The sequence below is a fragment of the Plantactinospora alkalitolerans genome, assembly GCF_015690345.1.
Classification (GTDB): domain Bacteria; phylum Actinomycetota; class Actinomycetes; order Mycobacteriales; family Micromonosporaceae; genus Plantactinospora; species Plantactinospora alkalitolerans.
This window is the reverse complement of the sequence record NZ_JADPUN010000011.1, coordinates 1-1,073: the sequence shown is the minus strand read 5'-3', so window position 1 is coordinate 1,073 and position 1,073 is coordinate 1. Positions and strand designations below refer to the sequence as shown.

At 68.4% G+C, this 1,073-nt stretch carries 1 protein-coding gene; it reads right to left on the bottom strand.

Translation table 11 applies throughout. The features are described from left to right. Nucleotides 1-994: IS481 family transposase (locus tag I0C86_RS00055; protein WP_196199064.1), on the bottom strand; the 994-nt coding region annotated here is incomplete at its 3' end. Between the last annotated feature and the right edge of the window lie 79 nt (nt 995-1,073).

Below are 1,073 nucleotides of genomic sequence, written 5' to 3'. Positions count from 1 at the left end.
TGTACTGCCCAGGGACGTTGGTCAACCTGGTGATGGGTGGCCGGCCGCCGATGGCGGTGTGGGGTCGGTGGTGATTGTAGTGATGCAGGAAGGCTGGTAGGGCCTTCCTGCGGGTGCTCTCGGAGGTGTAGAAGCGGGCGAGGGCCCAGCCGTCGGTCATGGTGCGGTGGAAGCGTTCGACCTTTCCGTTGGTCTGCGGCCGGTAGGGGCGGGTCTTCTTCGGGGTGATTCCGAGTTCGGTGCAGGCGTCGCGCCAGGCGTGGGACTTGTAGGCCGAGCCGTTGTCGGACAACACCCGCTCGATGGTGACACCGCGGGCGGTGAACCAGGCGACGGCGTTGCGCAGGACGTCGATCGCGGTGAGGGCTTTCTCGTCGTCGCGGATCTCGGCGTAGGCGATCCGGGTGTGGTCGTCGACGACGGTGTGCACGAACGCGGTCCCGACGCGGGGCGCGTGATGGGTGTTGCGGGCTCCGGTGCGGCGGGCGGTCGCTTGCCGGTTGCGGTCGCCCTGGACGCGGCCGAGGTAGCGCCAGCCGCCGCCGTCGGGGATGTTGCCGTACTTCTTGACGTCGACGTGGAGCATGGCGCCGGGATGGGGATGTTCGTAGCGGCGTACGGGTTCGCCGGTCGCCCGGTCGATGTGTGACAGGCGGTTGACCCGGCACCGGGTCAGCACGGCGTGCACGGTCGAGGCGGCCATGTTCAGCCGGCCGGCGATCTGCACCGGGCCGAGACGCTGTTTCCACCGCAGGTGAACAATCTTGCGCACCACCGGCAGTGGTGTCCGCGACGGGCTACGACGCGGACGTGATGACCGGTCCGCCATGCCGGCCGGACCGTACTCGACGTACCGATCAGCCCACCGCTTCGCGGTCGGCCAGGACACGTCATACCGTTCGGCCGCCCGGGCGACCGGCCAACCCTCATCCACGATCAGACGCGCCAGACGCAGACGTGCGCGCGGGGTCAAGGCAGCGTTAGCGTGGGACACGAAGGCCTCCTGGTTGGCGGAGCGGTTCCTAGACAGCTCCACTCCACAACCGGAGGCCTTCACCTACCTACGACATCAG